The 26,247-nt window shown below is 42.2% G+C and carries 27 protein-coding genes; 13 read left to right on the plus strand and 14 right to left on the minus strand.

Annotated features, from left to right (window positions below; genetic code table 11):
• Positions 1-25: 25 nt before the first annotated feature.
• Positions 26-886, minus strand: coding sequence for a hypothetical protein (locus tag DFQ04_RS09325; protein ID WP_133555097.1), 861 nt, complete (start codon positions 884-886; stop codon positions 26-28).
• Positions 887-954: 68 nt separating this feature from the next.
• Positions 955-1,428, minus strand: coding sequence for a 23S rRNA (pseudouridine(1915)-N(3))-methyltransferase RlmH (rlmH, locus tag DFQ04_RS09330; RefSeq protein WP_133555099.1), 474 nt, complete (start codon positions 1,426-1,428; stop codon positions 955-957).
• Between the two features lie 167 nt (positions 1,429-1,595).
• Between rlmH and DFQ04_RS09335 the strand changes: the two genes are divergently transcribed.
• Positions 1,596-2,096, plus strand: a complete 501-nt coding sequence (locus tag DFQ04_RS09335) for a fasciclin domain-containing protein (RefSeq protein ID WP_133555101.1) — start codon at positions 1,596-1,598, stop codon at positions 2,094-2,096.
• Positions 2,097-2,150: 54 nt separating this feature from the next.
• On the opposite strand, the gene DFQ04_RS09340 is transcribed toward DFQ04_RS09335, so the two are convergent.
• Positions 2,151-2,624 (minus strand): YcxB family protein, encoded by a 474-nt coding sequence (locus tag DFQ04_RS09340; protein ID WP_133555103.1) that lies wholly within the window; start codon positions 2,622-2,624, stop codon positions 2,151-2,153.
• Between the two features lie 149 nt (positions 2,625-2,773).
• Here DFQ04_RS09340 and DFQ04_RS09345 point away from each other — a divergent pair, with 149 nt between their 5' ends.
• Positions 2,774-3,004: a hypothetical protein gene (locus DFQ04_RS09345; RefSeq protein WP_133555105.1), complete on the plus strand. Its 231-nt coding sequence runs from the start codon at positions 2,774-2,776 to the stop codon at positions 3,002-3,004.
• Here the strand turns inward: DFQ04_RS09345 and DFQ04_RS09350 are convergent.
• Positions 3,001-3,414: a Fur family transcriptional regulator gene (locus tag DFQ04_RS09350; protein ID WP_133555107.1), complete on the minus strand. Its 414-nt coding sequence runs from the start codon at positions 3,412-3,414 to the stop codon at positions 3,001-3,003. The genes DFQ04_RS09345 and DFQ04_RS09350 overlap by 4 nt on opposite strands.
• Before the next feature lie 78 nt (positions 3,415-3,492).
• The gene (locus DFQ04_RS09355; protein ID WP_133555109.1) at positions 3,493-6,039 is read right to left on the minus strand and encodes a zinc-dependent metalloprotease; all 2,547 of its coding nucleotides are present in this window, start codon (positions 6,037-6,039) and stop codon (positions 3,493-3,495) included.
• A gap of 103 nt (positions 6,040-6,142) precedes the next feature.
• Between DFQ04_RS09355 and DFQ04_RS09360 the strand changes: the two genes are divergently transcribed.
• Positions 6,143-7,261, plus strand: coding sequence for an NAD(P)/FAD-dependent oxidoreductase (locus DFQ04_RS09360; RefSeq protein WP_133555111.1), 1,119 nt, complete (start codon positions 6,143-6,145; stop codon positions 7,259-7,261).
• Here the strand turns inward: DFQ04_RS09360 and DFQ04_RS09365 are convergent, their stop codons facing one another.
• Positions 7,262-8,155 carry a UbiA family prenyltransferase gene (locus tag DFQ04_RS09365; RefSeq protein WP_133555113.1) on the minus strand — a complete coding sequence of 298 codons (894 nt, stop codon included), beginning with the start codon at positions 8,153-8,155 and terminating at the stop codon, positions 7,262-7,264.
• Between the two features lie 91 nt (positions 8,156-8,246).
• Between DFQ04_RS09365 and DFQ04_RS09370 the strand changes: the two genes are divergently transcribed.
• Genes DFQ04_RS09370 through DFQ04_RS09380 form a run of 3 tightly spaced genes read left to right on the plus strand, consistent with a single transcriptional unit; the run spans position 8,247 to position 10,877 of the window.
• The gene (locus DFQ04_RS09370) at positions 8,247-9,326 is read left to right on the plus strand and encodes a type III polyketide synthase (RefSeq protein ID WP_133555115.1); all 1,080 of its coding nucleotides are present in this window, start codon (positions 8,247-8,249) and stop codon (positions 9,324-9,326) included.
• On the plus strand, positions 9,323-10,030 hold the full coding sequence (locus DFQ04_RS09375) for a methyltransferase domain-containing protein (protein WP_133555118.1): 708 nt from the start codon (positions 9,323-9,325) through the stop codon (positions 10,028-10,030). The genes DFQ04_RS09370 and DFQ04_RS09375 overlap by 4 nt, the downstream gene beginning before the upstream one ends.
• A gap of 22 nt (positions 10,031-10,052) precedes the next feature.
• Positions 10,053-10,877: a mechanosensitive ion channel family protein gene (locus tag DFQ04_RS09380; protein WP_133555120.1), complete on the plus strand. Its 825-nt coding sequence runs from the start codon at positions 10,053-10,055 to the stop codon at positions 10,875-10,877.
• A 34-nt stretch (positions 10,878-10,911) separates the two neighbouring features.
• On the opposite strand, the gene DFQ04_RS09385 is transcribed toward DFQ04_RS09380, so the two are convergent.
• From DFQ04_RS09385 to DFQ04_RS18330, 4 genes are read right to left on the minus strand one after another with little or no spacing between them, the layout of a single operon-like run.
• On the minus strand, positions 10,912-11,760 hold the full coding sequence (locus DFQ04_RS09385) for a hypothetical protein (protein WP_133555122.1): 849 nt from the start codon (positions 11,758-11,760) through the stop codon (positions 10,912-10,914).
• Between the two features lie 57 nt (positions 11,761-11,817).
• Entirely contained in the window at positions 11,818-12,495 is a 678-nt protein-coding gene (locus DFQ04_RS09390) for a nitroreductase family protein (protein WP_133555123.1), read from the minus strand.
• Between the two features lie 53 nt (positions 12,496-12,548).
• Complete coding sequence (locus DFQ04_RS09395; protein WP_133555125.1) at positions 12,549-13,379, minus strand: hypothetical protein; 831 nt, start codon at positions 13,377-13,379, stop codon at positions 12,549-12,551.
• A 27-nt stretch (positions 13,380-13,406) separates the two neighbouring features.
• A complete protein-coding gene (locus tag DFQ04_RS18330; RefSeq protein WP_166637295.1) occupies positions 13,407-13,577 on the minus strand; it encodes a hypothetical protein in 171 nt (56 codons plus the stop codon).
• A 99-nt stretch (positions 13,578-13,676) separates the two neighbouring features.
• Here DFQ04_RS18330 and DFQ04_RS09400 point away from each other — a divergent pair, with 99 nt between their 5' ends.
• From DFQ04_RS09400 to DFQ04_RS09425, 7 genes are all read left to right on the plus strand, one after another.
• Positions 13,677-15,443 carry a MutS-related protein gene (locus DFQ04_RS09400; protein ID WP_133555127.1) on the plus strand — a complete coding sequence of 589 codons (1,767 nt, stop codon included), beginning with the start codon at positions 13,677-13,679 and terminating at the stop codon, positions 15,441-15,443.
• A 65-nt stretch (positions 15,444-15,508) separates the two neighbouring features.
• Positions 15,509-15,658, plus strand: coding sequence for a lmo0937 family membrane protein (locus DFQ04_RS09405; RefSeq protein ID WP_133555129.1), 150 nt, complete (start codon positions 15,509-15,511; stop codon positions 15,656-15,658).
• 69 nt (positions 15,659-15,727) lie between these two features.
• On the plus strand, positions 15,728-16,873 hold the full coding sequence (locus DFQ04_RS09410; RefSeq protein ID WP_133555131.1) for a 5-(carboxyamino)imidazole ribonucleotide synthase: 1,146 nt from the start codon (positions 15,728-15,730) through the stop codon (positions 16,871-16,873).
• Complete coding sequence (gene purE, locus DFQ04_RS09415; RefSeq protein ID WP_133555133.1) at positions 16,870-17,385, plus strand: 5-(carboxyamino)imidazole ribonucleotide mutase; 516 nt, start codon at positions 16,870-16,872, stop codon at positions 17,383-17,385. Before DFQ04_RS09410 ends, purE begins: the two co-directional genes overlap by 4 nt.
• Before the next feature lie 80 nt (positions 17,386-17,465).
• Entirely contained in the window at positions 17,466-17,615 is a 150-nt protein-coding gene (locus DFQ04_RS18335; RefSeq protein ID WP_166637296.1) for a hypothetical protein, read from the plus strand.
• A gap of 180 nt (positions 17,616-17,795) precedes the next feature.
• The gene (locus DFQ04_RS09420) at positions 17,796-18,413 is read left to right on the plus strand and encodes a hypothetical protein (RefSeq protein WP_133555135.1); all 618 of its coding nucleotides are present in this window, start codon (positions 17,796-17,798) and stop codon (positions 18,411-18,413) included.
• An 84-nt stretch (positions 18,414-18,497) separates the two neighbouring features.
• The gene (locus DFQ04_RS09425) at positions 18,498-19,607 is read left to right on the plus strand and encodes an amidohydrolase (RefSeq protein ID WP_133555137.1); all 1,110 of its coding nucleotides are present in this window, start codon (positions 18,498-18,500) and stop codon (positions 19,605-19,607) included.
• Between the two features lie 49 nt (positions 19,608-19,656).
• Here DFQ04_RS09425 and DFQ04_RS09430 read toward each other — a convergent pair whose 3' ends face one another.
• From DFQ04_RS09430 to DFQ04_RS09445, 4 genes are all read right to left on the minus strand, one after another.
• Positions 19,657-20,433 (minus strand): NIPSNAP family protein, encoded by a 777-nt coding sequence (locus DFQ04_RS09430; RefSeq protein WP_133555139.1) that lies wholly within the window; start codon positions 20,431-20,433, stop codon positions 19,657-19,659.
• A 91-nt stretch (positions 20,434-20,524) separates the two neighbouring features.
• Complete coding sequence (locus DFQ04_RS09435) at positions 20,525-21,928, minus strand: efflux transporter outer membrane subunit (protein ID WP_133555141.1); 1,404 nt, start codon at positions 21,926-21,928, stop codon at positions 20,525-20,527.
• Complete coding sequence (locus tag DFQ04_RS09440) at positions 21,925-25,098, minus strand: efflux RND transporter permease subunit (RefSeq protein WP_133555143.1); 3,174 nt, start codon at positions 25,096-25,098, stop codon at positions 21,925-21,927. The genes DFQ04_RS09435 and DFQ04_RS09440 overlap by 4 nt, the downstream gene beginning before the upstream one ends.
• Before the next feature lie 4 nt (positions 25,099-25,102).
• Positions 25,103-26,233, minus strand: a complete 1,131-nt coding sequence (locus DFQ04_RS09445; RefSeq protein WP_133555145.1) for an efflux RND transporter periplasmic adaptor subunit — start codon at positions 26,231-26,233, stop codon at positions 25,103-25,105.
• Positions 26,234-26,247 lie beyond the last annotated feature (14 nt).

Below are 26,247 nucleotides of genomic sequence, written 5' to 3' on the forward strand. Positions count from 1 at the left end.
CCTCCCCATATTGGGGAGGCCTTTTTTACTTTTTCAGATCATACCCATAACTCTTATAGGCTAAGTCGAAACTTAGCTCTTTGAGTCCGTCAATTCGATCTGAGGGGTACAGCAAATACGCCTTTGAAAGTTGGGTTACCGCCTTTCTAAAGGATTGGGAATTAAAATGAACGATTGCGTCATTGTAATATTGAAGACCGGCTAATTCGACCAAGCTGACTTTTCTAAAAATGGAATTGTCACTGTAGTCAATTTGAGGACCGGCGAGTCTTTGACTTGGGTTTTTCAGCTGGGCAAATTTTTCAACTTTATAGGAATCCAAATAAGCTTCAACTTCAGAAGGGGCTGAAATCATTCCCCCCACAGGAAGGGTGCTTTCTAGAATTATTTTTTTACCGTCTAGGCTTGTGATTACAAAGACATGATAATCCGTTTCAATGATTTCAAAAGGGAAATTGTATCTGTCCAAAAGTAAACCAAGTGCTGCTGATCCACTTACACAATCGTATTTGCCCTCGTTGAGCATGGCATTGAAACTGGAGTGGATCTCGTACTTTTTAAGTAGTCTTTGGTGAGTTTTTTGAAAAACCTGACGGAGTAATTTGACCTTATCGTCGTTTTTAGCAGCGATTTGATCCAATTCATCAACAAGGGATTCCCATGCATTGGTAGACCCAGCCTGCTCAAAACCAACTGCACGGAAAAGCTGAAATACATCTTCCTGGCCTTTTTCCCAAAGTGATTTTTCAAGCTCTGAGTTGAAAAACTCACTTTCTTGAAAAGCAGATTCCTGCGAATTTGCCGATAAGGCAAAGCCCAGAAGAATCATACTTAAAAAGAAAAACCGTCTCATCGAGGTGAAGCTATTGTTAATCAATTGTTTCAAAGTTAACAATTTGGTAACATTAGCAAAAAAAATCAAGAAAAAGTTAACACAGGGGTAACCTGACTTGCTTACTCGTGGTGATAAGGTTCGTTTTTGAGGATGGTCATGGCCCGATAAAGCTGCTCAATAAAAAATGGGCGGATCATCTGATGGGAAAAAGTCATTTTGGACAAGGAAAACTTTCCATTTGCTCTAGAATACACGGATTCTGAGAATCCATAAGGGCCTCCAATTACAAAAATCAATTGTCTCAGCCCTGAATTCATTTTCTTTTGTAAATACTCTGAGAATTCAATGGAAGTAAAGGATTTTCCTTTTTCGTCCAGTAAGATCAGTTCATCCGAATTCTGAATTTTTTTCAAAATCAATTCTCCTTCTTTTTCTTTTTGTGCAGCCTCCGAAAGTGATTTTGAATTTTTTATGTCAGGAATTATTTCCAATTCAAATCGGATATAGTGTCCCAATCTAGAGCCGTATTCTTCCATCAATTTTAGGATGGCTGGGTGATCTGTCTTACCAATAGCTAGTATTTTGATTTGCATGGTTTGAAAGTATAGGAATCCCTCAAAATTGCCAAGACTGAATACTCCTGCATTCTTCATAGTTCAGCAGGAAATCTTTCTTTTCAACAAATTTCTTTTTCAAGTAATAAAAACAATCCTGATAAACAGCCTGTTGCACCCTTATAAACCAAAAAAATAATACTACCATGAAAAAATTATTCTCAGTTGTGATGTTGGCTGTACTTGCTGCAGTTTCTTCATTCGCTCCAAAAACAAGTTCCGTACATGAAGTAGAAGCAGACATTGTTGATCTTGCAGTTTCTACAGAATTCCTTTCCACTTTGGTTGCTGCAGTTAAGGCAGGTGACTTGGTTGATGTGTTAAAAGGAGATGGTCCATTTACCGTTTTTGCTCCAACTAATGAGGCTTTTGCTAAGCTTCCAGCTGGTACTGTGGAAAACCTTCTTAAGCCAGAAAACAAGGCTAAATTGGTGCAGGTATTGACTTACCATGTTGTTCCAGGAAAAATCATGTCAACTGACTTGAAAAATGGACAAAAAGCTAAAACCGTTCAGGGAAGTGAAATCACCGTGACTTTGAAAGATGGAAAGGCGATGATCAACAATGCTACCGTTACCAATGCTGATATCGTAGCTTCCAATGGTGTGGTTCACGTGATCGATACGGTAATCCTTCCTTCCATGTAATTGGAATAAGAAAAAATTAAAAAGACCGTCAGATTCAATTCTGACGGTCTTTTTTTATTTGATCAATTCCTTCCTCTTTAGAATAGTTTCAAGGAATTTTTTGTCGTTATCAGAATTGAAAATCTTAAATGGCAAATGGATGAATTGCGCTTTGGAAAGATAAAGTACGTAAGCATCTTTAGTCACTTCCGCCTTTTTGATCATATTCCATTGGATAGGCATACCTTCTCTGGCATTTAGCTTCATCAAGATTTGTCTGCTATCAATTTCATAGCCCATTTTCTGAAAAATCGGCTTGTTTTGTTCCATTTGAGTCACTCCGGTAAACTGAATAGCCCAAAACAGGACGTACAATCCATAGGCTATTAGTGCTCCGATAATCCACCAAATAGAAGGGATCCAGAAATAACCACAACAAATCGCCAAAGCAATAAGAATTACCCACCATTGTTCTTTTAGAATGGAGATAAGTCCCATTTTAATGTAGGTTCCGTTTTCTAACTGGTATTTTTTTGTCTTGATAATCATTGATCAGGAATTTGAGTCCGCAAATATCCACCTATACGAGGGATTTAGCAAACTGAGTCTAGTCATTAATCCAAGAATAAAAAGAAACAAAATAGTTAAACCATTGATTTAAATAGGGTATTGGTTTAACTTATACAAAATTTTTAGCCATGAATAGTCTAGTAATCGATCTCTTCTTGTGCGGTGTGGCATACGTCATTCTTATTTATTTTGTGGCCACCATGACAAAAAATTCCCTTCGGAAAGGGAATAACCGAAATGACGATGGGGATGGGGGAATAGAGAATTTCACTCCTCCTAAGATCGATTTGCCTCCTGGAGTAATCTGGCCCTCAGATGCGCCAAAAAAATCAAAAACTCCTGATCCAGTCGAGTTTTAATGACATTTGTCGCAGACACCCTGGACAAGCAGACTCATTTCTTTTTTCTCAAAACCTCGAGGCAACTTCACTTGAGGCAATAAAATGTCTTCCAGACAGGTGGTTTCCCCACAAATTTCACATTTGAAATGTACGTGTTCGTGGCTGTGATCGTGCTCACTTTCCCCATGAGCACAAAGCGCATACTTGGTTGCTCCTCCATCATCCAGAACTTTGTGGATCAAGTCCTTTTCCAAAAAGGTCTTCAGGGTTCGATAGATGGTTACCCGGTCAAAATTTTCCTTTAGAGATTCTTCTAAATCAGAATGGGATAGAGCCACATTCTTTTCCAAGAATTCATTGATGATTTTCAGTCTGCTATCAGTAATTCTAAGCTGATGACTTTGGAGAATGTGAACAGGGCTATTCATGGGATGTAATTGGTTCAAAAATAACCCAAAAAATGAAAGCATAAAAAAAGGGTGCCCGATTGAGCACCCTTCTGTTATTTATTCTCCGGAATACTCAGAGATTATTTTATTGACTCTTGTGAGCGCTTCTTCCAGGTGAAGTTTGCTCATACGGTCTGAAGTTCTTCCAATTGCACCTCTGATTTGAGATTGAAGGGTTTTCAATTCTCCCAAGGCCATTGGACGAATATCAGATTGAGAAGCATTGATCTGAGGACCTGCGAAAGCTCTAAACTGAGCTGGTAGATTTGGCTCACTACCGGTTAGCAAGGTCTCCAATCTTTCGATATGGGCTCTTTGCAAAGCTCTTCTATGCACATCGATTGTTCTTCCTGAAGGAAGTTCTGTCCAGATTCCTTTTCTCAAGTCATCGAATAGCTCAGTGATTTTGTAGGCTTCATTGCCATTCAAAGCTTCATTTTCGATCACTCTTCCAAGTCTTCCCCACTCCAAAATGCCGTTAAGGGTAGTGACCTGAATTCCTCGGATTCTTTCCAAAGCTCCAAAATCTCCGATTCTGGAAATGATTTGCTCATCCATCATCCACTCAGGAGTAGCAAATAGCTCTTTGTTTAAGAATTCAACCGCGGACTTTTGAATGTCTTTTGAAGTATGGGTATAAACTGCCTCATTTTGACCTGCAGACTTATACACTTCCATCACACCACCTACATTGGTTCTTACGTGACCCATGTATCGGTTAAATTGGCCAATTACCTGACCATACATTTCAGATAGGTCTGAATAGTCTTTGAAAGGCTTGTTTTCTTCAGCAGTCCATTCGATCAAGTTTGGAAGGATTCTCTTCAGGTTCTTGATACCATAATCAGATGCCTTCATGGCATTGTCTCCCAAATCTTCAGATTGAGTCGTTGGGTCGTAATTATTTCCCTGACGACCATATCTGTAAACTGGATCGCCTTTTTTGTCTAGGATCCACTTGTCCAAAGTAGGAAGTTCATCCTCTGGAGTTTTGGCATCTAGGATAGGTCTATAACCCCAAGCAATCGCATACTTATCGTAAGGTCCTACGTCAGGCATCAAGCTTACACCTTTATCTTCTGGTTGGGCAATGTAGTTAAATCTCGCATAATCCATGATAGATGGAGCAGTTCCCATTGCCTTGGTGAATTCTGGATCACGAAGTTTTTCAACTGGGTAAGCTACTGAAGAAGCGAAATTGTGAGGCAAGCCTAAAGTATGTCCTACTTCGTGAGCAGATACAAAACGAATCAATCGGCCCATCACCTCATCATCAAACTTTACTTTTCTTGCATCAGGGTTGATAGCTGCAGTCTGGATAAAGAACCAGTTTCTCAACAAGTTCATTACGTTGTGATACCATCCGATATCAGATTCGATAATTTCACCAGATCTTGGGTCAGATACGTGTGGTCCGTATGCATTTTGGATATCTGATGCGAAATATCTGATTACAGAATATCGGGCATCTTCTGGACTCCAGGTAGGATCTTCCTCAGGGCTTGGAGCTTCTTTAGCAATAATTGCATTCTTGAAGCCAGCAGCTTCAAATGCTTTTTGCCAATCTTCTACCCCTTGCTTCAAATATGGCACCCATTTCTTTGGAGTGGCTGGATCGATGTAATAAACGATAGGCTTAACTGGCTCTACCAATTCACCTCTTTTGAATTTTTCAACATCTTCTGGCTTCACTTCCAATCTCCAACGATCCAAGTATCTTCTGGAAGTAGCTCTTTGCTCATCAGCTCCATAGTCTACATAAGAGCGTGCAAACCAACCCACTCGTCTATCAGCCAAACGCTGCTTCATTGGCTCCTTTGGAAGAAGGATCATAGAAGCATTCATTTCTAAAGTGATTAAACCTGTTGCACTGTTTGAAGGTGGTTCAGCAGCAGCATAGGTTAATACATATCTGGCCTCGATGTTGATTGGATAAGAATTGACATGAACGATGTAAGAACGTTCAGCATCCAATCTGGAAACTTTGTATTGAGTTCTGGAGGATCTCTCCATTCCCAAAGCCTGATTGTCCTTGGTGAATAGATCAGTCGCCTCGATCACAGTTCCTGTAGAATCAGTTCCTCTAGATTTTACGGAAAATTTTTGAAGGATAGGCTCTAGGTTGGATGCCTTTACAGCAAGGGAAATTGGTAAGGAGTCAGCTGCGAAATTGTTCACAGAAACTACTTTCAAAAGGACATCATCATTGTTCTTTTCCCATCTTACCATCAGGTTGTTGGTGTTTTCACCACCGTAACCCAAACCGTTGGCAGTTTTGGCAATTCGGACTACCATGAGCATATCCCTTCCAAAAAGTGAATCAGGGATTTCGTAGAAGTATTTGTCTTCTAATTCATGGACTTTGAATAGGCCCGCTTTGGTCTTGGCTTTAGCCGTAATTACCTCTTTGTAAGGTTTCGGACCATTGTTATTCCCGCCATTTTGTGGACGAGCTGGGGCTGCGGGTGCAGCAGCAGGAGCGGCCTTTTCGTCTTTTTTCTTTTTTTTCTGGGCAAAAGAATCCTCACTCATAAGCAAGGCTCCCATCACTCCAAAAACAAATAAGGATCTCCTTAGTAATTTGGGTAGTGTTTTATTCCTCATATAAATATCAGTTTGTGGAAATAAAGTAACTTCCATTCACGTGGAATTGGAGTTAGTCAAACTTCTTTTTTTATAAGCGGTTTTATCTTCAAATCAAAGGCAATTGGAACCCCATAAAATTAAGGTAATAGTAATAGGAGGAGGCTTGGCGGGATTAGTATCGTCCATCTTGCTGGCCAAAAAAGGAGTTGAAGTACATCTCATTGAGAAAAAGGCCTATCCTTTTCACAGGGTTTGCGGAGAATATCTTTCCAATGAAGCGCTGGAATTCTTGAAAAAACATGGGCTTATTCCAGAGAGAAATGACATCCCGCAAATCAAGACCTTTGAGTTAAGCGATACCAAGGGAAATATTTCCAGGATTCCATTGGATTTGGGAGGATTTGGAATCAGCAGGTATATTCTGGACGAATGGATGTACCAAAAAGCCCTACAAGATGGAGTTCAAATTCGAACTTCGACTCAAGTCAACGAAATCGAATACCTCAAAAAAGAGGACCAATTTGTTTTAACTCTTTCTGACCATTCTAGTCTCAGGGCTGATTTTGTGATTGGAGCCCATGGCAAGCGGAGTAAGCTGGATAAAAGACTGAAAAGGGAATTTATAGAAAAGAGAAGCCCTTATTTAGGAGTGAAATACCACATCCGAACTGAGTTTGACCGGGATTGTGTGGCTTTGTATAATTTTCATGGAGGCTATTGTGGGCTAAATGCCATTGAAGACGGCAAATTCAACCTTTGTTATCTGGGAGATCGAAATCAGCTCAGGCAATATGGTTCTGTGGAGGCCATGGAAAATGAGGTGTTATTCAAAAACCCCATACTCAAAAAAATCTGGGAATCCAGCGAATTCATTTTCGAAAAACCAGAAGTAATCACCGAGATCAATTTTGAACCCAAAAGTCCTGTAGAAAATCACGTGCTGATGGCAGGTGATTCAGCAGGATTGATTACCCCGCTTTGTGGAAATGGAATGGCAATGGCCATCCATGCAGGAAAATTGGCTGCCGAGGCGATCATCTATGGCAAATCCAGACTAGAAGTAGAAGAAATGTATCGGTCCAACTGGAAAGATGAATTCGAAAAAAGGCTTTGGGTTGGACGACAGGCACAGAAACTTTTTGGCTCAGGAAAATCCTCAGGCTTTGCCCGGAAACTAATCCAAACTTTTCCTCCCCTTGCTAAAATTATTATCCGAAATACCCATGGCAAACCCTTTTGATCAGTAGTTCATGACTTGCATGATCTGGGTATTTTCTAGGAAATAATAAATAAAAAAGGCATTCAGGGCGATGGCCGAAATGGAATTCATTCCCATTGCCCAGGAATAATTCGCGTAGGCTTCATTTTTTCGAATGAACACAAACCAGATCAAGAAGAAGACTAGGATTGGTGCCATGGCGCTAAGGTAGGTCCAGATGATATAATCCTGACTTCTGCTCATAAAATACCAGATGAAACCTGCTCCGGTAAGCGTAAAGAGTAGGGATGAAAAAACGAATGTTCCTTGAATCCCTAATTTGATGCTTAGGGTTTTGTCACCTCGTTTGGAGTCTTCCTTGTGTTGATAGACTTGAGTCAAAGGATAATTTCCCCAAAGCATTAAGCTGGTCAGAAATCCGGGAATTGCTACGTGAGGTTTTATAAAAACTCCCCAGTCCAAGTCACTCAATCCTGCATAGGCCATCGCAAAAGTGAAATATCCTTGAAAAAACCCTGCGATTATCCAGCTCAGCCATGGGTATTTTTTTAGTCGAATACTTGGGTGACTATAAGCCATGCTTACTAACCCATAGACGGCTAGCATGAGTCCAAAATTTAGACTGATCAATCCACCCAAGATTAAGGCAATTACAAAAAACGCCTGTGCTACCCAATACAAATCCGGAGTCACTTTGGGGGGATGTTTAAGACCGCCTATGCTCTCCTCATCCTTGTCAAAATAACTGTTATACCCGTTGCTTGAAGGATATAGAAATAGATGAAGCGCAAGAAAAACCAGTAATAAGCGGGTCTCATTTAGGTTTGGAGTCAAGGCCAAAGCAAAAAAGAAAACTGGCATCAAAAACAGGGAAAAAGGAATTCGAAGATGCTTGAGCGTGGATAAGGAGATCATGCGAATATTTTGTGGAAATAATAACCTTAGTCAAGGTCATTGGTTTTCTAAGAGTTGATCCAATATAGAAATATTCACGTAACTTGATTTTATGAATTCCAGCATAGTCAGTATCGGACTTGCCAACCCAGGAACACCCATCGCCCAGTCAGAAATTTCAAATTTCATGCAGTTGGCTCATGGGCTGAATGCCGAGGAAAGTCGAAAATTGAGTTTTTTATATAAAATGTCTGGGATCGATTTCCGGCATAGCGTTCTTCAGGATTTTCAAAAATCTGATTACAAGGATTTTGAATTTTTCCCGGCAAATGAGACCCTTTCTCCTTTTCCCGGCACCAAATCCAGAATGGAAGTCTTCCAGAAACATGCCCCAGATTTGGCTGCCGAGGCCGCAATGTCCTGTTTGGAAAAAGTAGGCGTTGCAGCTAATGAGATCACCCATCTGATTTTGGTTTCCTGCACAGGCATGGTAGCTCCGGGTGTGGAACTTCAGTTGATCGAAAGATTAGGCTTAGATCAAACTGTGGAGCGGTATTGCATTCACTTTATGGGCTGTTATGCAGCTTTTACCGGACTTAAGCTTGCGGATAAAATTCTTCGAGCCGAACCAGAAGCAAGGGTTTTGGTGGTTACAGTGGAATTATGCACGCTACATTTTCAGCAAGAATTCACTGAGGACAATGTTTTGGCCAACTCCCTTTTTGGAGACGGAGCAGCAGCGGCTTTGGTACAGAATGATTCTCAAGGGCTAAAAATCCAATCCTATTTGAGTCAAGTGCTTTGGGAGGGCAAGCAAGACATGGCGTGGGCGATCGGGGATTTTGGCTTTGAAATGAAATTAAGCAAGTACATTCCCGGGCTTTTGGATCAAGGGGTCAGGAAGCTGAATGAATTGTTTGAAATGAAATTTGGCCTGAGCCAAATCCGAAATTTCGCCATCCATCCAGGTGGAAAACAGATCCTTCAAAAAGTGCAGGAGGCCTTCGGCTTGCCTGATGAAATAAATACCCATGCCCGGGAAGTTCTTCGGAAATTTGGAAACATGTCCTCTTCGACCATCTTATTTTTACTTCATCGAATGCTTCATGCTGAGGAAATTCAGGGAGATATTTTAGCCATGGGATTTGGTCCAGGCTTGACTTTAGAGACACTTCATCTCAAGAAACGATGAGCATTTTCTCCCAAAGAAGCACGCAAAAAGAACTGATGGATGACCTGGATTGCTCAGGTCCTGTCTTGGAGCAAACGCTGAGGGAACTCAAAACAATCAATCGCTGGCTGGGAGGAAATCATGTGACCACCAATGGTATCCGAAAAATTTTAAAAAAGAAAAAAGTCCAAACTTCCTATGAGGTTACTGACTTGGGATGTGGTGGAGGAGATATGATTCAAGTGATGGACCATTGGGCAAAAAAGGCTAGAATCCCCATGAAATTCCTCGGAATAGACGCCAATAGGAACATTATTGAGCTGGCAAAGGTTAGACAAAAAGAAATCGGAAATGCCCGATGGGAAGTGTGCAATGTTTTTGACCCTGATTTTTCAAAAGAAAAAACAGATTTGGTCACCTGCACTTTGTTTACCCATCATTTCACTGACCAGGAATTGGTCGGGATTTTAAAAGCCTCAAGGGAAAAAGCTAGACTTGGCCTGGTGATAAACGATCTCCATCGTCATCCTTTTGCCTATTACAGCATCAAATGGCTAACCCGTTTTTTTTCTCGGTCTCCTATGGTTCAGCATGACGCAGCCCTTTCAGTTTTGAGGAGTTTTTCTAGGAAAGACTGGGAAAAAATTCTCCAAGAATCGGGAATTGAAAAATTCAAAATTCGTTGGTTTTGGGCTTTCCGTTGGCAAATTTGTATTGAATTTTAATCTAAAACCTTTCATTTAAACTATGGAATTATCTCCAGAAACTATCAAATCACTTTTAGACCAAGGGATCCAATTAGCCTATAAAATTGTCCCTTCACTCATTTATGCCTTATTATTTTATCTAGTAGGTCGATTCTTTGTCAAAAAACTATTAAAAGGCTTTCAGCTAATTCTTGAGAAAAGAGAGGTAAATCCTTCGCTTAATACTTTTTTGGTCGGTCTTGTAAAGGCGCTCTTATTTGTATCTCTTTTCATCGGGATTGCCACCATTTTAGGTGTGCCGATGTCCTCATTCCTTGCAATTTTAGGTGCGGCAGGTTTGGCTATTGGTTTGGCTTTGCAGGGCTCACTTTCCAATTTTGCAGGTGGAGTTTTGATCTTGTTGTTTAAGCCATTTAAGGTGGATGATGTAATTATCGGTCAAGGCCATACCGGGAAAGTTAGCAAGATTGATATCCTGTATACTCACCTTTTAACTTTTGATAATCGAGAAGTGGTAATCCCAAATGGTAATCTGGCAAATTCTGACGTGGTAAATATCACTGCGCAACCCAATAGGAGAGTAGATATGAATGTGGGAGTTGCTTACAGCACAGACTTGAAAAAAGCTAGAGAAGTAATTCTGGGAATTTTAAAGTCAGATGAGCGTGTACATGCAGATCCAGAACCGGTGGTTTGGTTGAATAATTTTGGAGACAGCTCGCTAGACTTGGTTGTAAGAGCTTGGACAGATCGTGACAATGTTTGGCCAGTATACTTTGAGACCATGGAAAAAATCAAATCTGAATTCGAGAAAAACACCATCGAAATTCCATTCCCTCAGCGGGTTATGCATCAAATTAAATAACAAAAAAGGGGTTCATTTTGAACCCCTTTTTTGTTTAAGACCTTGGTAAGGTCACCGTTTTTGTTTCTCCGTTTGCAGTGATGGTCACTTCTTTGTCGCAGCCAGTTTCTCCGAAATCAATGGTCATTTTTTCTCTGCCTTGAACCTGAATTTGTAGGATTCCCTTACTGGGAACGCGTATTCCGGATTTGATGCATCGTTCAAAGAAAACCAGAGGACTGGTGATTTCAGAGACAAATTCATTCCCATTTCTATTTTTGCCCTTACTTCCACCGGTGATCACATACATCACTCCTCGTTCGGAGTTGGGTAAAAACACCTTCTTAGTATGCCTTGCTTCGAAGGTTCGGAAAGTTCCGTCTGGCCAGGTGATTTTTCCCCCTTCTACTACCGTTTTGAAAGTGAAGAATTTGTCATTTTCATTGAATCCTTCATTGGTTACTACCCGGATACCTTCGATCTTTCTTTCATCCACATAGTAGTTTTCGAATCGGGTAGTGATTTTAGTTCCAGGCGTCCAATATCTCCCTGTGTAGGTTACGATGATTTTACCTTTTCTTACCACTCCTCTCGGGCTGGTGCATCCCTCTCCGAAGTCGATGATCATTTTCTTTTCACCCGGCATCCAAGTGATGGATACTTTTTCACAAAGGTCCTCCTCCATGGTGACCAAAGTGCGGTCAGTAAAGCCATTTCTTTGAAAACCAGTCAGTGTTACATCATCGATGTCTTCCAAGGTTGCAGTCAGGTCTACTTCTTGGGCCGTTTCATTTGTTTCTTCCAGCTGGGGAGTAGGGGAGGTATCCTCATTTTGGCAGGACGAAATAATCCAGAGCCCGAATGTGAGCAAAAGGATTGATTGGGAAAGATGCTTTAGCTTCATGGTAGATAGATTTAGATTAGTAAAAACATCCTTTTGATTCCAAATTGGCACCAAGGTTTAATAGCGAACCAAAATTTCTTCTAAGTTCTTCCTGTGAATATCAGGTACATAGGTCTCTGTTTTTGGATATCCCACCGGAAGAAGGAGAAAAGGTTTTTCATTTTCTGGGCGGTTAAGGATTTTGCCCAAAAAATTCATTGGACTTGGCGTATGGGTGACTGTCACCAATCCAGCATGGTGAATCGCTGCAATCAAAAATCCACAGGCTATCCCAACTGACTCTTGTACATAGTAATGCTGAACTTTCTCCCCATTCTGAATTCCATAGGATTGCTTGAAAACTACTATCAAGTAGGGAGCATCCTCTAAAAACGGCTTTTCCCAGTCGGTTCCTAAGGGTTTCAAATCGTTTTTCCAATCTTCAGGCATTCGGTGTGAGTAGCTGATTTTCTCCTCTTCTTCTGCAGTTTCCCGAATTTTTTTCTTGATTTCCGGATCAGAAATCAGGCAAAATGTCCAAGGTTGTTTGTGGGCTCCTGAGGGTGCAGTACTTGCAGTCAGGATGATATTTTCCATGACTTCTAATGGGACCGGCTTGGTATCAAATTCCCTTACTGTTCTCCTTTGATCCATTTCATTATAGAAATTTTTGGAGTTTTGAAGGAGCTGATCAGGTGAAACAGGAGGTCTTTGATAGAGAATATGAGGGTGTCCGTTGATCAATTTCTTTTCCATAAACAAAAAAGGCTATCCCGAAAGATAGCCCTTTGATTTAATATCTAAACTGATCAGTCTGCTGTGATTTCTCTTGTTCCTCCCGGATAGGTGATCAAAATTTTCTTGTCACAATTTCCAGCGCCATAATCAGCGGAAATTACAATTCCCTGATAGGTTAACTCAAGAATACCAGCAATAGGGATATAAACACCTGTGGTTACACAAGATTGTTTGACCATTAGGTCCTGTGTGATGGCAAGGCTATAGTCTTTTCCTTCTCTGCTTTTTCCGGAAGCTGTTCCGGCGATTGAAGCTTCATACCCAGTACTTCCTAACTTTAATTTTCTAACCTGATCACTGTTGAAGGTGACAAAGGTGTTGTCAGGCCAGGTGACTTTTCCATTTTCAATTTTTACGGCCAAAGTAATGGTAGAAGAAGCCAAGTCCACACCTGAATTGGTGAGTGTTCTTCGCCCTTCGATTTTATATCCGTTTACTTCGTAGCCTTCGAATGTGGCCACGATGGAAGTTCCAGGAAATAGGAAGTTGGTGCCGGAATAGGTAAAAATGATTTTCCCTTTTCTCACATTTCCTTGAGGTCCGGTACATCCTGTTGTTCCAAAGTTCACGGTTATTTTCTTGGCATTTAAGTCATGATTTACTGTAGCCCCAGCGCAAAGGGTAGTCATACCCGTGGTTCTAAGTCCTAAGCCACTGCTCTGCATCACATCAATGGTGACATTGTCCAAATCCTCGAATGTTGAATTCACTACCACTTCATCTTCAAAAGCACCAATGGCAGGCTCAGGATTCAAAGGGGCATCGTCTTCCTTACAGGAGAATAAAAGGAAAGTGGAAAGCAATAGAATTGGTCCACTTAAGTTGAAAATTGATTTTTTCATTGGTATTGGGATTAAAAGTTAAATAAGTTAGTTAGAACTGTTTTTCTTGGTTTTTTCATTTGGCTTTTTTCCGCCAACACATCCTATATTTTGGGTCAGAGAGATATCATCAGGAAATATTCCAAACCCTTCTCTTGGATCAAATTCCTCGAAATCTTCGGGACTGGGTTTCGGAGTTGGGGATTTCTTTTTTTTCATGATTTGCCTTTTGGTACAACGTCGAATCTTATGCCAAGATTATCCAATTGGAAAAAAGTTTGATTCGGAGGGAGAAACTCACTTTGACTATCTTTGAAAATGCAGACATTTGATTACCAAGCTCAAGAATTGGACCTAAAGCTGGAAAGGGTTAGAAAAAAGGCTACCAGGCTTTCTTTAGTTAGGTTGGTAGTTTTCTTCTTTTTTGGGGCTTCGGTGGTTTTAGGTTTGGCAGAGCATCCCATTTGGTTACTTTTGACATTGATCTTGGGAGTTTTTTTTATCCGCTCCATCCAGAATTTTAATTTTCAAAAAGATCAGGAGGCGATTTACTTGGCATTGCAAAAAATCCATATCGATCGGAAGGCAAGACAGGATAGGAAACTTTCCAAATTTGAAAAAGGATCTGAGTTTACAGAAAAAGCGCATCCTTTCGCGAATGACCTCGATTTGTTCGGTGAACATTCCCTATTTCAGTTGCTTAATCATTGCTTTTCCACTCAAGGAAAACAAAAGCTGGCTGAAAAAATGAAGTCCTCATTTGAATCTGATAAGGTTTTGTCAAAAAGGTTAGCCGTTCAGGAATTAGCAGAAAAGCCTATTTTCCTCGAGGCGATGGAAGCAGTGGGGAAAGCTTTTTCCAAGGAAGAAAATAGAAATAGCTCTTGGTTGGCATGGTTAAAGCAAAAAGAAAAAACCGGATTTTTCTTCTCGATTTTGGCCGTTTTGGGGCCTTTAGGAGGTATTACGATTTTGGTTTTAGCCAATTTGGGAATAATTCCCATCCAGTTTTTAGGATTGTGGATTCTTCTGGGGATAGGGGTTATGGGATCAATTTTCAAACCCCTAAAGACTGCTGCTGACACGATTCCTCTCTCTCAGACACTCAAATCTTTCCAGGTTAGGTCTCAGTTGATCGAAAAGGAGGATTTTAAATCAGATCTCTTAAAGGCAGAAAAAGAGAAGCTTAATGCAGAAGGGGAAAAGGCTTCGGCTCTTCTTTTGGAACTGGATCAGTTGGGCCTTTGGGTGCAAAATCGCCTCAATTTGCTATACATCCCGTTTAATCTGATCTTTTGGACTGACTTTCTTCTTTATTCCAGACTGGTAAAATGGAAACAGAAAGTTGGTAATGCCCTGAGCCACCTTCCCGAGAATCTTGAAAATTGGGAAGTTTGGGTTTCCCTTGGAGCTTTTGAAATGGAATTAGAGGGTAATGGGGAGATTTTCATTTCTGAAGAAAATCTGTTGATCGCGGATGAAATCAATCATCCCCTGATTGTGCCTCAAAAGTCAATTCCCAATTCCATAAACTTGGATCAGACAAGGCAGGTGGTTGTATTGACTGGTGCGAATATGAGTGGCAAAACCACCTTTATGCGAACTCTGGGCATCAATTGTGTTTTGGCCAATTTGGGTCTCAGTCCCTTTGGAAAATCACTTACTCTGGGTTCCTTCCAGTTGTTTACGAGTATGCGGAATTCGGATAACTTGGGTGAAAGTGTAAGTTCATTTTACGCTGAGCTAAGCAGGATCAAATCATTGATTGACCGACTGGATTCAGGCGAGAAGGTATTTTTCTTATTGGATGAAATTCTCAAAGGAACGAATACCGAAGACCGAATTTCTGGTTCTAGAGCTCTAATTGGACAAATTTTGGAGACCCAAGGATTTGGAATCATCAGTACCCATGATGTGGAATTGGCCGAATTGGCCAAGGTTGAACCCAAGGTTCTCAACTTTTCATTTCACTCTGAAATTCAGGACCAAACCATCCTTTTTGATTATTTATTGAAAGAAGGGCCCTGTCCAAGCTTTAATGCCCACAAGCTGATGGAACTCATGGGGATACGCTTTTCGGGATAGCTGGTTTGCGGATAATTAATTGTAAATTGATTAATTATCAATCAGTTAACCTAACCAACATTTCCATGAGATCTTTGCTTTATATTATTGCTGTTGTCCTGGTCATTGGATGGCTATTAGGTGCCTTTGTTTATAGCGCTGGTGGTTTAATCCACATTTTGCTGGTTATCGCAATTATTGTTGTCTTGCTAAATGTGATTAGAGGGGGTAGATGACTTATTAATTGATCTTCATTTGGGATAAATCCCCATTTTTAAGTCAATTCTTCTAATTTTGGGCTGTCTATGCCTACAAAATCATCTTCTCGAATTTTAGGAGTCCTCGGTGGCGGACAACTCGGCAGAATGCTGATTCAATCCGCCATCAATTACAATCAAGATATCCATATTCTCGATCCCGATTCCAATGCCCCTTGCAAGGACATCGCACAGGAGTTTCAAGTTGGATCGCTCAAGGATTTCGATACGGTTTATTCTTTTGGGAAGAAATGTGATGTAATTACCGTCGAGATCGAAGCGGTAAATACCGAGGCTTTGCAAAAGCTCGCAGATGAAGGGAAAAAGGTCTTTCCTCAACCTCATATCCTAAAATTGATACAGGATAAGCGGGAGCAAAAGCAATTTTACCAACAGCATGGAATACCTACAGCTGATTTTGTTTTGACCGAGAATAAGGCGGATGTCATTGCCAAGAAATCCTTTCTTCCAGCAGTTAACAAGTTGGGAAAAGAAGGATATGATGGTCGTGGAGTTCAGATTTTGAGAACGGAAGACGATTTGCATCATGCTTTTGATGCTCCGGGATTGCTGGAGAAACTTATCGACTTCGACAAGGAAATCGCTGTTACAGTAGCAAGAAATGAAAAGGGTGATCTGATCGCATATCCCGCAGTGGAATGTGCATTTCATCCAACTGCCAATCTAGTAGAGTTCCTTTTTGCACCTGCAGAAATTTCTCAGGAAGTCGAAAAAAAGGCTCAGGAAATCGCAAAAGAAGTGATTTTGAAATTGGACATGGTAGGAATCCTCGCAGTGGAACTTTTTGTAACCAAATCCGGAGAGGTTTTGGTGAATGAAATCGCTCCTCGACCGCATAATAGCGGGCATCATACCATAGAGGCAAATTTCACTTCTCAATTTGAGCAGCATTTGCGATCAGTCATGAATTGGCCTTTGGGTGATCCTGGACTTAGATGTCCTGCCGCGATGATCAATCTTCTGGGTGAAGACGGTTACAGCGGAGAAGCGATTGTAGAAGGAAAAGAAGAGGCAATGGCTGAAAAAGGAGTTTATATTCACCTGTATGGGAAAAAATTAACCAAACCTTTTCGAAAAATGGGCCACGTGACTATTCTCGACGAAAATGTGGCTAGCTTAAAAGCCAAGGCAAATCGAATCAAAGAACTTATTAAAATCAAATCCACGCAATGAACCCACAGGTAGGCATTATCATGGGAAGTCAGTCAGACCTTCCTATCATGGCAGAAGCAGCAAAGTTTCTTGAAGAATTGGGAGTCGCATACGAATTGACCGTGGTATCTGCTCACCGTACTCCACAGCGGATGATAGATTACGCTGGCTCAGCCAGGGAAAGAGGAATTAAGGTAATTATCGCCGGAGCAGGTGGAGCAGCACATCTTCCCGGGATGGTAGCTTCATTGACAAGTTTGCCTGTAATCGGGGTACCGGTTTTAAGCTCCAACTCGATCGATGGTTGGGATAGTATCTTGTCTATTTTGCAAATGCCAAGCGGAATTCCTGTTGCTACCGTTGCGCTGAACGGCGGGAAAAATGCCGGAATTTTAGCCGCTTCTATTGTAGGTGCCTTTGATGCAGCCGTGGGGAAAAAGATGGATGAATTCAAAAAAGGTCTCCGGGAAAAAGTGGAAGAATCCGCAGCCCAAATCGAGGAAAAAGGCTGGAAAGCTGTGTTGAAAAAGTAATTCCTGATTTGAGGTTTGAAATTTGAAATTCGGGTGACCCTAAATTTCAAATCTCAAACCTATAATTTCAAATTTTTCAGATGAACTGGAACAAACCCGTTAAATTCAAATACGGAGGAGAAGATTGGGAAATGCCCCTTTCTACCCTGATTTTGCTTATTGTTTTGACTTTAGTATTGATGTTTGGGGGAGCATGGTTGGGCTTCAAGTTTGGATCAGGCCAACTTTAAATGCATTTTTTTAGCTAACTAGGATTAAGGAATAAAGGAGTTCATTTTTTCAAGTGGTTCCTAAAATTGGGATTTTCCAAATTCCATTAATTGCCATCAATTCCGAAAGAAGAATCAAAATCCCATTCGGTTCTTTCTTTTGCAAATTGTCAGTAAATTCCCTTAAAATAATTCAAGATTATGACTTCAGAGACTGCAAATACCTCATTCAAAATTATTCTAGTTGCTGTTTTATTGTTTTTTGGGAGTTCACCATTGTTTGCGCAATCTTCTTGGAAGTCTCCTACCTACCAAAAAGAGGAGTATAGAAAAGTGATCGTACTGGCGAAGACTACCAATCCTGGAGCCAAAAGGATGTTGGAAGATGAAACTGTAGCAGAATTACAGGCAAATGGAATTCAGGCAATCCCAGCTTATGCAAACTTTTCCGAAGAGGACTTAAAATCAGAGCAAACTTTTCTAGCAAAAGCCGAGCAATTAGAAGCCGATGCGCTGCTGGTGTATACTTTCAATAACCCTACTACCGAATACAAAAACTCCCCAACTGTAAGCGCTACCGTGGGAGTTCCAGTTAGAGTAGGAATTTTCAGTGGGTTTTTGGGGACAAGTGTTCCTGTAGCGGGCGGACCTAAGCAAGTTCAGAAGTTTTCTGGCTCGGTTTTATTTTACAACAAACAAGGCCCTGATATGCAATGGAGCCTTGATATCGGAGGAAAAATCGGATCAGACACATCCAAACAGGCCAGAAGCGTAGCTAAGAATGTCGTAAAGGCAGCCCTAGGAGACGATTTATTCTAGGAACAAATCACAATTGCTGAGAAATCACTATTTCGGTTTTATAATAGATTATGAAAATGAAAGCCTGAAGTTTCTAATCTTACAATGAACCACCTCATCCAACTTCGTCATACCCTACATCAGTTTCCTGAAGTTGCACTGGAAGAATCCCAAACAGCAAGAAGGATTCTGGAGTTTTTTACCCCGCTAAGGCCTGATCTTGTTATCGAGAATTTGGGAGGGACAGGTTTGGCTTTTGTTTTTAAGGGTAAAAATCAAGGAAAGCGGATTCTTTTTCGTTGCGAACTAGATGCCCTGCCCATTGAAGATCTGAAAATGAGTGACCACCAAAGTCAAATTTCTGGCAAAGGGCATCTCTGCGGTCACGATGGACATATGACAATCATTTGCGGACTCGGGGATAAGCTATCCAAAAAACGACCTGATTCCGGAGAGATAGTTTTACTTTTTCAACCAGCAGAGGAAACGGGAGACGGTGCAAAGGCTATTTTGGAAGATCCCAGATTTGAGGAAATCAGACCTGATGCAGCTTTTGCCCTGCATAATTTACCTGGATATCCTCTTTATCAGGTAGTCATGAGAAAAGGAACCTTTGCGGCCGGCAGTACAGGCATGACTATTATTCTTACCGGTAAAACTTCCCACTCTGCACATCCTGAATCTGGAATCAACCCAGCCCAAGCTTTGGCTCAGTTGATTCAAAAGCTTCCGGAATTACCTAAAAAGCTTTCGGGTTTTGCATTGCTCACCTTGATCCATTCTGAGTTAGGAAGTTTGGCTTTTGGTACCAGTGCAGGAAAAGCTAGCCTGAGTATGACCTTGAGGGCCTTTGATCAAAATGATTTAGAAAAACTGATTGATTTGGTAAAAGAGACAGCAAGAGTTGAAGCGGAAAAAGCAGGTTTAAAAATCGATTTTGGGTTTGTGGAAAGCTTTGCGGTGTCGAAGAATGATCCTAAGCTTTATCCGATTGTGGAAAATGCAGGTAAGAAACTTGGTCTTTCGATAATTGAAAAACCTGAACCTTTCCGCTGGTCTGAAGATTTTGGGCTTTTCTCCCAGATATGTCCGTCATTCCTTTTCGGTCTGGGCGCGGGTGAAGACTGTCCCCAGTTGCATGAAGGCACTTATGATTTTCCAGATGAGTTGATTGAGACTGGAATTGGGATGTTTTGGGAAATTTTGAAAAATTAAAGGAGCAGAATTTTCGGCTCCATTTTAATTATACTGGGGATTTTAGATTTTAGAAATCAGAGTAATCTGTAGGATGCAAAAGACGCTGATCGTTTTTGTTCATGATATTTTGATACTCAGGCATCACTTTCATTCGGTTCCAATCCTCGTCTGCTCCAAAGGCTTTCCAGTGCGCCTCTCTTGATTCAATATTCGAGAAAGTTGTCATATACATCAAATTGGGCATGTATGCTCCGGAAATAACTTCAGCATAAAAGATCGGATTGAACTCCAGCTTGGTGAAAATATCAATTTCTCCTTCGTTGAACATTTTGACTTTCTGCTTGTAGAGTTTTTCGGTCGGACTTTCATAGCTTCTCAATTCATAAACTCGGTCTTTCTTGGGTCCGGTTACCTTGGATTCTGTAAATCTTGGGTGTCCGGTAAAGGCTTGTAGAAAGGCAGTTTCAATTCTCTTGTAGGGAGGATTTTCAAAAGAGGCATTGATATAGGCAGATCCAGCCGTCTGATAGACCTGATCTTTGGCCAGTTTTCCTTCCATTCCAGAATAGGCCTCCATGGAAGTGTAAGGAATAAATAGATACACTTTTTTTCCGGCATCAGCTTGAGAGGCTATAGGTTTGAAAACTCCCACTTTGGCTACTCCGTTCCGGTGAAGCGCCGGTAATAGGGCTTTTTCCAAATAGGCGTCGATTTGACTTTCCTGCGAGGAATTTTCAATGTGATAAATCCTCAATTCGTAAAAGTCACGTTTACCTTTTTGGGCAAATAAGCTAGTGGAAAAGAAAGCGATTAGGAGTAAAGAAAATAGTTTTTTGGAAATCATTCGTTTAGGTTTTTTAGGTTGAAAGCATGAAGCAAAGCCTAATTTAGGTCATCTGTATTTTCAAATTTTACCAATCAAGTAATTTCACCAATTACCATCCTCCACCGAGGGCTTTGTAAAGGACAGCGTAGCTGCTGAGTAGTTCCTGTTTAGTTCCGGCAAAATTAAGCTGTGCATCAAAAGCCTGTCGTTGAGACTCCAAGTATTCGAGGTAGCTAGTCACTCCCTGATTGTATCTTTCTTGAGAGAGGTATTGGGCCTTGACAGCAGCTCTGACGTGGTTTTCTCTGGCGATCAGTTCTTTCTTTAGAGATGCAATAGTGGCAAGCGTGTTTTCTACCTCTTGATAGGCTTGAAGTACTGTTTTCTCATAACTTAAGATCGATTGTCGGGTTCTGCTCTCTTCGATATCCACCTGTCGCTGAAGTGCTCCCCAATTGAAGATCGGCCCAAGTAGCGAGGCTCCGATATTCCAAGAAGCACCATTGCCCCCCAAAGCGGAAAACTGAGTTCCAGCCACTCCGATTAATCCACTAAGGGAGATATTGGGAAGGCGATTTGCTTTGGCTGATCCGGTAATGGCATTTTGAGCGATCACAGCCTGCTCAGCGGCGAGGACATCCGGTCGCCTGCTTAGCAGTTGGACCGGTAGTATTTCTGGTAAAGAAATGTCCAGAGATTGTTCCTTCAGAGGAGTTCCAGTTTCGATTTTTCCAGGGATTTCACCGGTCAATACGCTCAAGAGGTTTTCGGTTTGGACGATTAGTCTTTCCCAAATAGGGATGCTACCCGCCGCAATGGCCGTTTGAATTTGGGCTTGGTTGAGATCAATCTCAGCAATGATTCCCTTGTCAAATCTAGCCTTGATGATCGTTTCCATGCTGTCTCGCAAGTTCAAGGTTTGCTTGGAAATTTCGAGTCGAAGCTGGTATTCGGTTAATTGAAAATAAGCCGAAGCGACGGTCGTCACCAAGCTGAGTTTGGTGGCTCGATAGCCTTCTTCCGAGGCCAAAATAGAAGCACGGGCCGCTTCATTGAGTCGACGGTATTTTCCCCAGAAATCCAATTCCCAGTTGACACTTCCAAAACCGGTAAATAAGCTACTCGTAGGGATGGAATTGTTAAACGCAAAATTACCACGGCTAGCACCTGCACTATATCCTAATGAAGGGAGCATCTGGCTCTTTTGGACAATCAGAGCGCTTTGAGCCTGCTGAATGGCCTCAGAGGCAATCAAGAGATCTTGATTTTTGGTAAGTGCTTTAGCGATCAGGCTATCCAATGCCGGATCTTGGTACAAATCAAACCAATTCAAGTTTAAGGCAGAATCCAATTTGAGCGTATCTACCTTGACCACTGTGGCCACTGGAGTATAGGTAGTGTCCTGGTATTGGAATCGGTCGGTCACGGGCACCGTGATACCTTGGTAATTTGCACCCGACTTACAGGCAGCTAGCGTGAGGCCTAGAAAGAGGATTAGGCTAAGCTTCTTCATGGCTGAGTAGGATTAAGGGTTTGTTTATCTCGCTTCTCCTCATATTTGGCCAACTTGCCCACCAGCACAAATAGCATGGGATAAAAGAATACTCCCAAAAAGGTCGCTACTCCGATCCCCCCGAGGAGTGCCATGCCCATGACTTTTCGAGCTTCGGCACCTGACCCCGAGGCTAAAATCAATGGCAATACCCCCAGAATAAAGGAAAAAACAGTCATCAATATCGGACGGAATCTCAATTTGGCAGATTCGACTGCTGCATCGAAAAGCGAAAGCCCTTCATCAAACTTAATCTTGGCAAATTCTACGATCAGGATGGCATTCTTGGCCGCCATGGCGATCAGCATGACCAAGGATATCTGAGCAAAAATATTGTTCAGATAAGCCTCATCCACCAAACGAGCCAGGTAGAGAAACAAGAACGCCCCGAACAAGGCGAAGGGAGTTCCCAGCAAAATGGCAAATGGCATAGACCAACTTTCGTATTGCGCTGCCAGAATCAAGAACACAAAAAGCAGAGAGAACGCGAAGACAATTCCCGCTTGCCCTGATGACTTCTTTTCCTGATAGCTCATCGCATTCCAGCTGTAGCTCATGTCATCGGGCAATACTTCTGCTGCCACTTCTTCCAAAGCATCCAAAGCTTGGGTCGAAGAATATCCGGAAGCTGGAGTTCCGGTGACTTCAGCAGACCGATAAAGGTTAAATCGGTTGGTATAGTCTGGACCAGCCGTTTTTTTGACTTCCACAAAACTAGAAACAGGCACGGATTCTCCTTCGCTGTTTTTGACGTAGAAGAGCTCCAAGTCATTTTCGTTTTGACGATACTCAGGTTCGGCTTGGACATAGGCTTTGTACAAGCGCCCAAATCGATTGAAATCATTCACATAGGCACCCCCTAAAAACGCAGCAAAAGTGGTGTAGACATCATTCATTCGAACGCCCGTTTTGAGCAATTTGTCCGAGTTGATCTCAATGGAGCGCTGAGGGACGACCGCTTGAAAAGTGGTGAAAGCAGAAGCAATTTCGGGTCTTTCTTGGGCGGCTTTGATGAATGCATAGGTGTTTTGAGCCAAATAGGCCGGGTCTTTCCCGCCTTTATCCTGGATCATGATGCTAAATCCGGAGCCATTTCCCAGTCCTGGGATTGCAGGAGGGCCAAAAGTGATGGCCATTCCTTCCTGTATTTCTTTGGCAAAAATCTTGTTCAGTCGATCCTGCATTTCCCTAGCTGTAGCTTCCCTCTCATCCCAAGGCTTAAGGGTTAAAAACATGAACCCGGTATTTGGAATAAAGGAATTGGCTAGCAAGCTGAATCCAGAAAGGCCTGTGGCATATTTTACTTCAGGCTGGCTAAGGACGATCTGTTCGATTTTTTTCATGACCGCATCCGTTCGCTGCATGGAGGCGGCATTGGGCAGCTGAAGATTGATGTAGATGTAGCCTTGGTCTTCTTCGGGTAAAAAGCCTCCCGGAACCATCGATCCGAAAACCCCGGCTGCAATCAAAGAAATCAAGATGTAAAAGGCTCCTCGTTTGAGTTTTCCTGCAAAAGCCTTGGTAACTCCCGTATAGCTTTCTGTGCTTCTGTCAAACCAGGAATTAAATTTTCCAAAAAACTTATCCAAGATCCCTTTTCCTTGAGCTTCAGGTTTTTTCAAAAGCAAAGCGCAAAGAGCCGGGCTCAAGCTCAGCGCATTGATGGAACTGAAAATTACCGAGATAGCAATTGTAATGGCGAATTGTTGATACAGCTTGCCAGTGATTCCGGCCATGGCAGCTACGGGAACGAAAACTGCCACCATCACCAAAGTTGTGGCGATTACTGGAGCAGTAACCTCCTTCATGGCGTGGGTGGTTGCATCTTTGGGACTCATACCCTTTTGAAGATTGACTTGAACAGCTTCCACGACCACGATGGCGTCATCGACCACAATTCCGATCGCCAGCACCAAGCCTAAAAGCGAAAGGGTATTAATCGAAAATCCCAAAAGTGGGAATACCATAAAGGCTGCTACCAGAGAAACCGGAATCGCCAAAGTAGGTATCAGCGTGGCTCTCCAATCCTGGATAAAAATGAAAACTACAAAAATCACCAAAATCAAGGCGATAATTAGTGTTTCTATGATTTCATTGATCCCTGCAATGATGGGCTCAGTAGAGTCTAGAGAGACATCGTAGGCAATTCCTTCCGGAAAACCAGCTTTGAGTTCCTCCATGGTACCGATTACTTCCTCTGCTAAGGCGACTGCATTGGAGCCTGGAGATTGGTAGAGGGCAATGATCGCACATTCCTTTCCATTGAGGCGGGTGAAGGCATTGTAGGATTCTACACCTAGCTCTACCCGGGCGATATCTTTGATCAAAACCTGACTTCCGTCAGCGCCTGATCTTACGACCACATTGCCAAACTCTTCCTCAGTTACCAATCGATCTGGTAGTTTGACAGTGTAGGTGAATTCAGTCCCAGACGGGGCAGGCTCTGAGCCAAATTTCCCTCCAGGAGCGATGACGTTTTGCTGGCGAATCGCATCAGTGATCTCTGGGATGGTGATGCCCAACTTGGCCAATCGATCTGGCTTGACCCAAATTCGCATGGAATAATCACTGGCTCCTAAGACCACTACCCGTCCGATTCCTTTGAGGCGAGCCAGTTGATCCTTGATGTTGATGCTGGCGAAGTTGCCCAGAAATTGCTGGTTGTATACCTCTCCTGGCGAGGTCAGCGTGATCAGCATGAGGATATTCGGCATGGACTTCTCGGTCTTTACGCCTAGTCTTTTGACTTCCTCGGGAAGTTTGGGAGTAGCCGCTGCCGATCGGGTCTGGGTGAAGACCGTATTCATATCAGGATCGGTGCCCAGATCGAAAGTCACATCTAGCGCTAGAGTTCCATCATTGGCATTGGTAGACTTCATGTAGAGCATGTTTTCTACCCCGTTGATTTCCTGCTCCAGGGGAGAGGCCACCGATTGCTCTACTGAAATGGCATTTGCTCCGGTAAAGGCAGTACTCACTCGTACCACTGGGGGGGTAATCGCAGGATATTGCTCAATGGCCAGTCCCAAAATTGAAATCCCTCCCACAATCACCATAAACAAAGCGATCACAATCGCAACAATCGGTCTTCTGACAAAGAAGAGATGTTGGTTTTCTTCCAATTTGCTCATGGCTTCAGTCTTTGTATTGAGATTCAAATTGGAAAGGAACAGGCTCGATCACTTGGCCTTCGGAAACTTTTTGTAAGGCTTCTAAAACTACCTGATCGCCCACCTTTAGTCCTGAATCGATTAAGTAGAAATCCCGATAAGGTCCTAAAATCTTGATCTCTTGCTGTTTGACCTGATTGCCTTCTCCTACAATAAAGACAAAAAATCGGCCTTGAAACTCATTTACAGCCCGCTGAGGAATGATTACTCCGTTTTCTACAGATCGGATGGAAGCCCTTACTCTGGCAAACTGACCAGGCCGGATGAGATTTTCGGGATTCGGAAAAGTCGCCTGCACCAGAATTGTTCCAGTATTGGCATCAATCTGACGGTTGATAAAGTCCACGTAACCTTCATATTCGAAGACAGTCCCGTCAGCAAGGATTAGTTTTAGTGGCTGGGATTGTTGGGCATTTTGATGCGTCTCCTGATATTCTCTAAACAATTGTAGGTAGTCATTTTCAGAAAGAAAGAATTCAACACGTACTGAATCGATGATGGAGACTGTATTCAAAATAACCGGATTGGGGTCCCGTCCCACGAATTCCCCGACTTTGGCATTGGTCTTCCCGATCAGGCCTGAGATCGGTGAGATGATACTGGTATACCCCAATTGGATTTTTTGATAATTGACCCGGGACTGGGCGGCCTGAACCATGGCTTCCGCTGATTTCTTTTTGCTGATAGCCGCATCAAGGTCTTTTTGTGAGATGGCATTGATCTCTGCCAAGGGCTCATACCTAGCAAGGTCATTGTTGGCCTGGGTAAGTGCTACTTGAGCTTCGGCCAAATTACTGACCGCCGCGTTTACATTTTCTTTGAAAGGATCTGGATCAACCGTATAGAGCAGATCTCCTTTTCTCACCATTCTTCCTTCTTGAAAGTGAATTCCCTCTAAAAATCCTTCAGTCCGGGCTCGAATGGGAATATCGATCTTCCCGTAAATCTGGGCCACAAAGTCTTTCTCCAAGTCAACTTTCTGACTGCTCACTTGGATGACGTGGATTTGAGGTGTTGGAGGTGTTTGAGTGGTTTGTTCTTTTCCACAGGAGAAAAGGGAAAAACCCAACCCTATTGCTATAAGTTTAGCCTTCATGAAAATGGAATTTT

Origin of the sequence: Algoriphagus boseongensis (assembly GCF_004362805.1) — a bacterium.
Lineage (GTDB): Bacteria > Bacteroidota > Bacteroidia > Cytophagales > Cyclobacteriaceae > Algoriphagus > Algoriphagus boseongensis.

What these genes read in the sequence shown, in the direction of transcription:
- DFQ04_RS09370 (WP_133555115.1), top strand. Translation starts at nt 8,247, where the DNA reads ATGAATTCCAGCATAGTCAGTATCGGACTTGCCAACCCAGGAACACCC.
- DFQ04_RS09430 (WP_133555139.1), bottom strand. Translation starts at nt 20,433, where the DNA reads ATGATTTCCAAAAAACTATTTTCTTTACTCCTAATCGCTTTCTTTTCC.
- DFQ04_RS09365 (WP_133555113.1), bottom strand. Translation starts at nt 8,155, where the DNA reads ATGATCTCCTTATCCACGCTCAAGCATCTTCGAATTCCTTTTTCCCTG.
- DFQ04_RS09340 (WP_133555103.1), bottom strand. Translation starts at nt 2,624, where the DNA reads ATGATTATCAAGACAAAAAAATACCAGTTAGAAAACGGAACCTACATT.
- rlmH (WP_133555099.1), bottom strand. Translation starts at nt 1,428, where the DNA reads ATGCAAATCAAAATACTAGCTATTGGTAAGACAGATCACCCAGCCATC.
- DFQ04_RS09420 (WP_133555135.1), top strand. Translation starts at nt 17,796, where the DNA reads ATGACTTCAGAGACTGCAAATACCTCATTCAAAATTATTCTAGTTGCT.
- DFQ04_RS09385 (WP_133555122.1), bottom strand. Translation starts at nt 11,760, where the DNA reads ATGAAGCTAAAGCATCTTTCCCAATCAATCCTTTTGCTCACATTCGGG.
- DFQ04_RS09435 (WP_133555141.1), bottom strand. Translation starts at nt 21,928, where the DNA reads ATGAAGAAGCTTAGCCTAATCCTCTTTCTAGGCCTCACGCTAGCTGCC.
- DFQ04_RS09345 (WP_133555105.1), top strand. Translation starts at nt 2,774, where the DNA reads ATGAATAGTCTAGTAATCGATCTCTTCTTGTGCGGTGTGGCATACGTC.
- DFQ04_RS09380 (WP_133555120.1), top strand. Translation starts at nt 10,053, where the DNA reads ATGGAATTATCTCCAGAAACTATCAAATCACTTTTAGACCAAGGGATC.
- DFQ04_RS18335 (WP_166637296.1), top strand. Translation starts at nt 17,466, where the DNA reads ATGAACTGGAACAAACCCGTTAAATTCAAATACGGAGGAGAAGATTGG.
- DFQ04_RS09335 (WP_133555101.1), top strand. Translation starts at nt 1,596, where the DNA reads ATGAAAAAATTATTCTCAGTTGTGATGTTGGCTGTACTTGCTGCAGTT.
- DFQ04_RS09425 (WP_133555137.1), top strand. Translation starts at nt 18,498, where the DNA reads ATGAACCACCTCATCCAACTTCGTCATACCCTACATCAGTTTCCTGAA.
- DFQ04_RS09375 (WP_133555118.1), top strand. Translation starts at nt 9,323, where the DNA reads ATGAGCATTTTCTCCCAAAGAAGCACGCAAAAAGAACTGATGGATGAC.
- DFQ04_RS09395 (WP_133555125.1), bottom strand. Translation starts at nt 13,379, where the DNA reads ATGAAAAAATCAATTTTCAACTTAAGTGGACCAATTCTATTGCTTTCC.
- DFQ04_RS09350 (WP_133555107.1), bottom strand. Translation starts at nt 3,414, where the DNA reads ATGAATAGCCCTGTTCACATTCTCCAAAGTCATCAGCTTAGAATTACT.
- DFQ04_RS09405 (WP_133555129.1), top strand. Translation starts at nt 15,509, where the DNA reads ATGAGATCTTTGCTTTATATTATTGCTGTTGTCCTGGTCATTGGATGG.
- DFQ04_RS09355 (WP_133555109.1), bottom strand. Translation starts at nt 6,039, where the DNA reads ATGAGGAATAAAACACTACCCAAATTACTAAGGAGATCCTTATTTGTT.
- DFQ04_RS18330 (WP_166637295.1), bottom strand. Translation starts at nt 13,577, where the DNA reads ATGAAAAAAAAGAAATCCCCAACTCCGAAACCCAGTCCCGAAGATTTC.
- DFQ04_RS09445 (WP_133555145.1), bottom strand. Translation starts at nt 26,233, where the DNA reads ATGAAGGCTAAACTTATAGCAATAGGGTTGGGTTTTTCCCTTTTCTCC.
- DFQ04_RS09400 (WP_133555127.1), top strand. Translation starts at nt 13,677, where the DNA reads ATGCAGACATTTGATTACCAAGCTCAAGAATTGGACCTAAAGCTGGAA.
- DFQ04_RS09410 (WP_133555131.1), top strand. Translation starts at nt 15,728, where the DNA reads ATGCCTACAAAATCATCTTCTCGAATTTTAGGAGTCCTCGGTGGCGGA.
- purE (WP_133555133.1), top strand. Translation starts at nt 16,870, where the DNA reads ATGAACCCACAGGTAGGCATTATCATGGGAAGTCAGTCAGACCTTCCT.
- DFQ04_RS09440 (WP_133555143.1), bottom strand. Translation starts at nt 25,098, where the DNA reads ATGAGCAAATTGGAAGAAAACCAACATCTCTTCTTTGTCAGAAGACCG.
- DFQ04_RS09390 (WP_133555123.1), bottom strand. Translation starts at nt 12,495, where the DNA reads ATGGAAAAGAAATTGATCAACGGACACCCTCATATTCTCTATCAAAGA.